This window comes from Sphingomonas sp., assembly GCF_017745215.1.
GTDB lineage: Bacteria > Pseudomonadota > Alphaproteobacteria > Sphingomonadales > Sphingomonadaceae > Sphingomonas.
In genome coordinates this window covers 1-7,765 of the sequence record NZ_JAGHZV010000037.1, presented here as the reverse complement: position 1 = coordinate 7,765, position 7,765 = coordinate 1, and the positions used below count along the sequence as shown (strand labels likewise).

At 69.5% G+C, this 7,765-nt stretch carries 12 protein-coding genes; 3 read left to right on the top strand and 9 right to left on the bottom strand.

Features of this window, described 5'->3' with window-relative positions; all coding sequences use genetic code 11:
• Positions 1-70: 70 nt before the first annotated feature.
• Positions 71-886 carry a methyltransferase gene (locus J7495_RS20165; RefSeq protein ID WP_294058774.1) on the bottom strand — a complete coding sequence of 272 codons (816 nt, stop codon included), beginning with the start codon at positions 884-886 and terminating at the stop codon, positions 71-73.
• 63 nt (positions 887-949) lie between these two features.
• Between J7495_RS20165 and J7495_RS20160 the strand changes: the two genes are divergently transcribed.
• On the top strand, positions 950-1,129 hold the full coding sequence (locus tag J7495_RS20160) for a hypothetical protein (RefSeq protein ID WP_294058773.1): 180 nt from the start codon (positions 950-952) through the stop codon (positions 1,127-1,129).
• 9 nt (positions 1,130-1,138) lie between these two features.
• Here the strand turns inward: J7495_RS20160 and J7495_RS20155 are convergent, their stop codons facing one another.
• Entirely contained in the window at positions 1,139-2,689 is a 1,551-nt protein-coding gene (locus J7495_RS20155) for a CpaF family protein (protein ID WP_294058772.1), read from the bottom strand.
• Between the two features lie 118 nt (positions 2,690-2,807).
• On the opposite strand from J7495_RS20155, the gene J7495_RS20150 reads away from it, so the two are divergent.
• On the top strand, positions 2,808-3,272 hold the full coding sequence (locus tag J7495_RS20150; RefSeq protein WP_294058771.1) for a hypothetical protein: 465 nt from the start codon (positions 2,808-2,810) through the stop codon (positions 3,270-3,272).
• Here the strand turns inward: J7495_RS20150 and J7495_RS20145 are convergent.
• The gene (locus tag J7495_RS20145; protein WP_294058770.1) at positions 3,269-4,009 is read right to left on the bottom strand and encodes a helix-turn-helix domain-containing protein; all 741 of its coding nucleotides are present in this window, start codon (positions 4,007-4,009) and stop codon (positions 3,269-3,271) included. The genes J7495_RS20150 and J7495_RS20145 overlap by 4 nt on opposite strands.
• A gap of 140 nt (positions 4,010-4,149) precedes the next feature.
• On the opposite strand from J7495_RS20145, the gene J7495_RS20140 reads away from it, so the two are divergent.
• Positions 4,150-4,590, top strand: a complete 441-nt coding sequence (locus J7495_RS20140; RefSeq protein WP_294058769.1) for a DUF6265 family protein — start codon at positions 4,150-4,152, stop codon at positions 4,588-4,590.
• A 4-nt stretch (positions 4,591-4,594) separates the two neighbouring features.
• Here J7495_RS20140 and J7495_RS20135 read toward each other — a convergent pair whose 3' ends face one another.
• The 6 genes from J7495_RS20135 to atpD form a co-directional block, all read right to left on the bottom strand.
• Entirely contained in the window at positions 4,595-5,071 is a 477-nt protein-coding gene (locus J7495_RS20135; RefSeq protein ID WP_294058768.1) for a hypothetical protein, read from the bottom strand.
• 16 nt (positions 5,072-5,087) lie between these two features.
• Complete coding sequence (locus J7495_RS20130; RefSeq protein ID WP_294058767.1) at positions 5,088-5,663, bottom strand: hypothetical protein; 576 nt, start codon at positions 5,661-5,663, stop codon at positions 5,088-5,090.
• Between the two features lie 20 nt (positions 5,664-5,683).
• On the bottom strand, positions 5,684-5,938 hold the full coding sequence (locus tag J7495_RS20125; protein ID WP_294058766.1) for an ATP synthase F1 subunit epsilon: 255 nt from the start codon (positions 5,936-5,938) through the stop codon (positions 5,684-5,686).
• A gap of 1 nt (position 5,939) precedes the next feature.
• A complete protein-coding gene (locus J7495_RS20120; RefSeq protein WP_294058765.1) occupies positions 5,940-6,497 on the bottom strand; it encodes a hypothetical protein in 558 nt (185 codons plus the stop codon).
• Between the two features lies 1 nt (position 6,498).
• A complete protein-coding gene (locus J7495_RS20115; RefSeq protein ID WP_294058764.1) occupies positions 6,499-7,008 on the bottom strand; it encodes a hypothetical protein in 510 nt (169 codons plus the stop codon).
• On the bottom strand, positions 7,008-7,765 hold a 758-nt coding region (gene atpD, locus J7495_RS20110; protein ID WP_294058763.1), incomplete at its 5' end, for a F0F1 ATP synthase subunit beta. The genes atpD and J7495_RS20115, both read right to left, overlap by 1 nt.

Below are 7,765 nucleotides of genomic sequence, written 5' to 3'. Positions count from 1 at the left end.
CCGTTGGGAGGCCGGGTGGGGGAGCGGGCTGGTGCCGCAATGCGCTGAATGGCGCATTTCCAAACAGCCTCTAAGGCTTGCGGAACTTCAGCGTCATCCGGTCGCTCTCGCCGATCGCGGCGTATTTCTCGCGGTCGACGTCCTTGAGCGCATAGGTGGGCGGCAGCGTCCACACGCCTTCGGGCCAGTCGGCGCTGTCCTTGGGGTTGGCGTTGACTTCGCTAGCGCCGACGAAGACGAAGCCGGCTTCCTGCGCGAGTCGCCTGACCGTCGACACCTTGATGTAGCCGCTGGTCTTCTCGCGCTCCTCGCTCGCGCCCTCGGGCAGGCGATGATCCTCGATCCCCAGCGTGCCGCCATGCTTCAGCATCGCGAACATCTGCGCGAAGGCTTCCTTCGAATAGTCGACGTTGTCGCGCTTGTAGCCCATCCGCCAATTGTGGACGTTGCGGAAGGTGAGGACGACGTCGGCGCTGCCGTCGGGCACGCGCGGCTGGCCGTCGGCGGCGGGGAAGGCGGCGAGCTTGATCGCGCCATAGGTCGCCGCGTCCTTGGCCTGGAGCCTGGGGACACCGGTCGAGGGCCACATGTCGGCTGCCCAGAGCGTGCCCTTGCCCTTGGTGAGCGGCGCGAGGATCTCGGTATACCAGCCGCCGCCGGGCCAAATCTCGACCACGGTGTCGGTCGGCTTCACCCCGAAGAAGCTCAGCGTCTCGGCCGGGTGGCGATATTTGTCGCGCGCGACGTTGGCGGGCGTGCGCGTGGGCGCGCCGACCGCGACGGTCATGCCGGGATCGACCTGGACCGGCCGGGCCGCCGCGATGACGAGCGGGGCGGCAAGGGCGACGCCGAGCGCGAGCGGGGCGGCGGCGAGATACTGGCGCATCGCGAATCCTCTCCTATCTGGATTGCCCGAGACTGATCGGGGCGGGGCAAGGATTCAAGCGCGATGTGGTGGACGGTGGGCGGGCTGATGGCCGTGGCGGTGGCGAGCGGTATCGCCGAGCATCGCCGGCGAAACCGTCGCGACATGGACAAGGTCGGGATCATGCCCTGGCCGTTCATCCAGTTCATGGCGCTGATCGGCGCGGCGATCGCGGGCTGGCTGGCAATGAAGGGTGTGGGCTGACGCTTGCCCCTACAGGCAGGCCTCGAGCAGCGCCTGGTCGAAGCCGAACTGCTTGGCCTTGTCGAGCGTATAGGGGCGCAGGCCCATCGAGCGATACTCGCCGATGATCTTGCCGTCGGCGCTCTCGTCCAGATATTCGAACTTGAAGAGCTCCTGCGTCACGATCACCGGGCCTTCCATCCCGATCACTTCGGTGACGTTGGTGACGCGGCGCGAGCCGTCGCGCAGGCGCTTCACCTGGATGATCAGGTCGACCGAATCGGCGATCTGGCGCGAGATCGCTTCCTTGGGCACCTTGATGTCCGACATCATCACCATGTTCTCCATACGCGCCAGCGCCTCGCGCGGGCTGTTGGAGTGGAGCGTGCACATGGAGCCGTCGTGGCCGGTGTTCATCGCGGCGAGCATGTCGAAACACTCGCTGCCGCGGATTTCGCCCAGGATGATGCGGTCCGGCCGCATGCGCAGCGCGTTCTTGACGAGGTCGCGGATCGTGACTTCACCCTGGCCCTCGAGGTTGGGCGGGCGCGTCTCGAGCGGCAGCCAGTGCGGCTGCTGCAGGCGAAGCTCGGCGGCGTCCTCGATCGTCAGCACGCGCTCGCCGGGGTCGATCATCTTCGACAGCGCGTTGAGCATCGTCGTCTTGCCCGAGCCGGTGCCGCCCGAGATCACGACGTTGAAGCGGCTCGCACCCGCGATCTTGAGCGCGGTGGCCATCTTCTGGCTCATCGATCCGCCCTGCGCCATCATGTCGAGCGTGATCGGCTTGGCGCTGAACTTACGGATCGAGATGGCGGTGCCGCGCAAGCTGAGCGGCGGCACGATCACGTTGACGCGGCTGCCGTCCTTGAGGCGGGCGTCGGCGAGCGGCGTGGTCTGGTCGACGCGGCGGCCGACCGAGTTGCAGATGCGCTGCGCGATCTGGAAGAGATGCTCCTCGTCGCGGAACTGGATGTTCGCGATCTCGAGCCGGCCCTTGCGCTCGACATAGGTCTGATCGGGGCCGTTGACCATGATGTCGCTGACCGCGGGATCGGCGAGCAGCTCTTCGAGCGGCCCGAGGCCGAGCAGCTCGTCGACGAGCACCTTCTCGAGCGCGAACTGCTCGCGGCGGTTGAGCGTGAGCTTCAGCTCGGCGAGCACTTCGCCGATGATCGGGCGGAATTCCTCGGCGAGCTCGTCCTTGCTGAGCGTCGCGGCGGCCTCGGGGTCGACGCGTTCGAGCAGGCGCGGGAGCACCTGTTCCTTGATGCGGTGGACCGAGGCTTCGAAGCCCTCCATCCGCGAGCTGCCGGCCTCGCCGGTCTGCGCCTGGCGGTCGGCGAGGCGCTGCATCGCCTCCGAGGTGCCGGGATTGGACTGCGGCGCGAAGGGATCGGGCTCGGGAACCGCCGCGCCGGGAAGCGGCACGCTGCCGATCGGCGGGAACTGCTCGCCGCCGGGAGGCAGCGGCTCGGCAGGGCGCGCGGGGCCGCCGCCCTGCATCGGGCGCGCGACGCCGAAGGCCGGACGTCCACCCGTGCCACCCCCCAGCCCGCTACGACGACCGAATGCGCTCATCCGAGATTCACTTCGCCCCCAATGACTTTGCCGGAGCGACGCTAGTGGGGAAGGCTTGACAATTGACTAACCAGACCACCCGGCGACCTGCTAGCGTCGCGCGAGGGGAGAGCAGACGATGCGGCTGGCGGTATTGGGATGGGTGCTGGCCGCGGCGGGCGGGGTGCCGGGCGCGATCGCGCAGGACGCGCCCGAGGCGGAGGGGATCACGGCCTGGGAAGGCACGTGCAGCGCAGACAGCATGCTGAGCCGGCCGGGCGAGGCCGAGGCGGCCTACGGCTGCAACGGGATGATCCGGATGGTCTTCCCCGAGCCCGGGCACGAGCAGCTGATCTTCCTGCGCAAGGGCGACAATGAGAGCCTCGTCGCTTTCGGCGGCAACCTCGACGCGGCGGGCGACCTGGTTTTGACCAACGTCCAGTTCCGCCCGGTGAAGGCAACCCTGGTCGATGGCCGCTGCGCGATCCGGCGCGAGGGCGGCGTGCCCAGGCACATCCGTTGCGAGGCCAAGGCGAGCGACGGGAGCGGCGGCGCGGCGCGGATCGACTTCGCGGTCGACAAGCAGATCGACTTGAAGAACTAGACGAACGGTCCTTTCGCACGGCTGCGGGCGGCGCTGGGCGGCAGGCCGGCGAGCGAGCGGAACTCGCGCGCCATATGCGCCTGGTCGGCATAGCCCTGCGCCGCGGCGGTATCGGCGAGGCTGTCGGCAGTGTGGATGTCCGCGAGCGCGTCGCGGAAGCGGAGCAGGCGGAGGTAGCAGCGCGGCGGCATGCCGAGTTCGCCGGCGCAGAGGCGCTGGAGCGCGCGCGGGGCAAGGCCGGTCGCGTGCGTGACGTCGGCGACCGACTGCGCGACGAGCAGCGCGCGGGCGAAGGCGGGGGCTTCGATCCCGGCGAAGGCGGTCTCGAGGCGCGCGGCGATCCGGCGCGGGTCGCCGTCGAGTAGGCCGACGAGGCGCGGGTCGGCGATCGGGATCCAGTCATCGGCGAAGCTCGCGCAGCGTTGGCCTCCGAGCGCGTGCCAGGCCCAGGGCCAGAGCTTGATCGCAGTGAAGCCGGCGCCGGCGCCGAACTCGAGCTTGGCGGTGACGGTAGCGAGCCCGGTGGCGAAGACCGCCGGCTGGTCGCGGCGCCAGCGGCTGCGGCCGGCGTGGCGGCGGATCAGCTCGACGCAGCCGTCGGGCACCGCTTCCTGCGCGATCCATGTGGGGCCGTCCGCGGGCACCGACGCGGTCCAGATCGCGGCGACGAGGCCGGCGAGCGCGGGCGGAACCGGGTGCTCGGCATAGTCCATGCGCCCGAGCGTGGCATGTCGCATCGGTTCAAGCCAGCGGGTTTGAACGGTTCTAATCCCCAACCGTCATCCCGGCGAAAGCCGGGACCCAGGGCCACGGGCGACACGGCTTGCTGCCCTGGGCCCCGGCTTTCGCCGGGGTGACGAGAAGAGGAGAAGGGACGATGTGGCGATTGGCTATGATCATGCTCGGGTTGCTCGCGGCAGCCCCCGCTCCGGCGCCGGCGCTGCCCGACTGGATGGCCGGCTGCTGGGAGCAGCGCGACGGCGAGCGCTGGACCGAGGAATGCTGGATGCCCCCGCGCGGCGGCGTGATGCTCGGCGCGGGGCGGAGCGGGCGCGGCGAGACGGTGCGCGAATGGGAAGCGACACAGATCGTCGCCGAGGGCGAGGGAATGGCCTATTTCGCTTCGCCCGGCGGCAGCGGGCGCACGCGCTTCGCCTGGGTGCCCTCGGCCGAGCCGGGCGTGGCCTTCGTCAACCGCGAGCATGATTACCCCCAGCGCATCCGCTACTGGCGCGAGGGCAAGGAACTGCTCGCCGAGATCAGCCTCGCCGACGGCACCAGGCCGATGCGCTGGCGCTACCGGCGGACCGGCGGCTGAGCGGCTATTTCGGCATGATCATCACCACGTCGGACGGCGTGTCGCCGAGCTCGATGTGGTTGAGCGTGGTGAGCATGGTGAAGCCCAGTCCGTCGCGCGCGATCCGGACCATCCGCGCCTTGGAATCGCCGAGCGCGCCCGCGGGGAGGCCGGCATAGCCCTTCGCCCGCGCGCTCGCCTCGATCCGGTCGAATCGGCCGTGCCCGGCATCGTCGACGAAGGTGACGCTGCACGTGCGCTTGCCGGTCTTGCCGACCGCGCTGGCGAGCAGGATCAGCGTCTCGCCCTCGCCGCGGCGGACCCAGGTGGCGATGCCGTGCTGCTGCGACGGTGCGTAGCCGATCGCGGCGACCTGCTCTGCGTCGTCGAGCTTGATCTTGCCGGCGATCACCTTCGGACAGAGGTCGAACAGCGCAGTCTCGAGCGCGGTGTCGTCGGAGGGCGCAGCGGCGAGCGTCGCGAGGGCCAGGAACGCGAACATGGGAGCGTCTCGCGGGTCAGATGCCGAATTCGGGCGGCACCTTGGTGCCCGGCTGGAAGGCGTCGACGAGCAGCATCGGCCCGATCGGGGTCGCCGCGCCCGGCATCGCGAGCTGCGCCATCACGATCCAGCCGCTCTGGAGCCGGCGGACGAAGACGCGCTTGGGGGTCTTGGTCGCGGGCGCCGGGACTTCCTTCCAACCGCGGGCGGCGAGCTTCGCGCCGATCCCCTTGGCGAGCGCGGCGCGATCCGCGGTCTTGTAGACGAGCAGCCGGCAATTGGGATCGACTCCGCCGAGCACGAAGGCGAAGGCGCCGTCGCCCGACTCGCGGCTCGCCAGGATCGCGCGCGACAGCGAATTGAGCCGCGGGTCGATCTGCTTGACCTTGTCGTAGAACTCGCGCGGCACGCCGCGCGTGAGCCCGAGCCGCGCGAGCAACTGGTCTTCCTTCGGCTGCTGGCCGCTGCCCGGCCAGCGCAGCGTGCGCGTGAGCACGGGGACGCAGGCGTCCTCCGCCGTCGCGACGAGCGTGTCGGCGGTGGCGGCACCGGGGGCAACGCTCAGCGCGGCGGCGGCGAAGATCGCGAACATCGCCTATCCCGTCCGGCCGCTCAGCCGGCTTTTTCGGCGAGGACGGTCAGGCCCCTGGCGTTCACTTCGGCGAAGCCGCCCTCGATGCGGATCGTCTCGGGTGCGGCGCCGGGCGCCTTGACCACCGAGAGCTCGCCGTCGCGGATCGTCGACATCACCGGGGCATGGCCCTCGAGCACGCCGAAGTCGCCCTCGGTGCCGGGGACGGTGACCATGTACACCGCCTCGGAGCGGACGAGGCGCTCGGGGGTGACGAGTTCGAAGTGAAGCGACATGTTATTGGTTCATCCCGAAAATCTGAAAGCCCGCGATGGGCGTGCCGTGGAGATCACCCTGCACGAACTGGACGCGCAGCACCAGCGTGTTGCCGCGGTCCTGGATCCGCGTCATCCGCGTGTCGACCGTCGCGCCATTGGCGCGCTGGCCCGAATTGGCCGGATCGGGCTCGAACTTGTACGGCAGGCTCACGAGCCCGGCGCGGAACCGGTCGAGCGCGGCCGACGCCTTGGCGCCATAGACATTGACCTGGCAGAGCTTGCCCGGCGCGCCGCCGAAGCTGACCTCGCCATCGTCGCGCACGGCCGAGCGGATCTCCATCGTGCCCATCTGCGGATTGGCCGAGCGGATGATCTGCGCCGCGAAGCCGAGCGACGTCAGTTGCGGATTGCCTTCGATCCGCACGCGCCCGGCGAGATAGTCCGGGCAGAGCTGATAGGCGAGCGTCGCGGCGAGATCGGCGATGCCCTGCCCCGGCGCCTCCTGCGCGGAGGCCGCCGCCCCCAAGGGCAGCAGCGCGGCGCCGAGCGCGAGCGGCAGCAGGCGGAAATGCCGCACGTTACTGTGCACCTTGCGTCACACGGATCCAGACAACGCCCGCTTCGGCAGCAGCGCCGCGCTCGAAGCGGACATGGACCCGGCGAGCGCCGAACTGCCGTCCGTAGGCGTGGAAGGTCGCCCCGCTTTCCGCTTCCGGCTCACGCTCGTAACCCTGCCTTCCGGCCAGGTTCGTCGCATAGGCTTCGCTCGCGACGGTCGCGGTCGGACCGAAAAGCCCGATCGAACAAAGCTTGCCCGGAAAGACGACGAGCCGGACGGTATCGGCGCCGCGAACCCGGGCGTAGACGACAGGATGCTCCCCGTCCCGAGTCCACGCGGCGGCATCCTTGCCTTCCGACTTCGCGAAGCCCGATTCCCGGAGGCGCGCCTCATCGATCGTGGAGAGAACCAGCGCCTTCGGGCAAATCACCCAAGCATCGCCGACCGCGCCGACATAGTCCAGCGTGGGGTCGGCAGCACCGCCGGCTTGCAGCACCGCTGTTCCGAACAGAAGTGCTGCAGCCAGCATCAGGCGTCCTCGGCCAGCTTCTTCGCCTTAGCGATCGCCTCGTCGATGCCGCCGACCATGTAGAAGGCAGCCTCGGGCAGGTCGTCGTGCTTGCCCTCGACGACTTCCTTGAACGAGCGAATCGTGTCCTCGATCTGCACGAACTTGCCTTCGATGCCGGTGAACACTTCGGCGACGTGGAACGGCTGCGACAGGAAGCGCTGGATCTTGCGCGCGCGCGCGACGGTCAGCTTATCCTCTTCCGAAAGCTCGTCCATGCCGAGGATCGCGATGATGTCCTGCAGCGACTTGTACTTCTGCAGGATCGACTGGACGGCACGCGCCGTCTCGTAATGCTCCTGGCCGACGACGCGCGGCTCGAGCACGCGCGAGGTCGAGTCGAGCGGGTCCACCGCGGGGTAGATGCCGAGCTCGGAGATCGCGCGGTTGAGCACGGTCGTCGCGTCGAGGTGGGCGAAGGAGGTGGCCGGCGCGGGGTCGGTCAAGTCGTCGGCGGGCACGTAGATCGCCTGCACCGAGGTGATCGAGCCCTTGTTGGTCGAGGTGATGCGCTCCTGCAGCGCGCCCATGTCGGTCGCGAGGGTCGGCTGATAGCCCACGGCCGAGGGGATGCGGCCGAGCAGCGCCGACACTTCCGAGCCCGCCTGGGTGAAGCGGAAGATGTTGTCGACGAAGAACAGCACGTCCTGGCCTTCGACGTCGCGGAAATATTCGGCGATCGTCAGGCCCGAGAGCGCGACGCGGGCGCGGGCGCCCG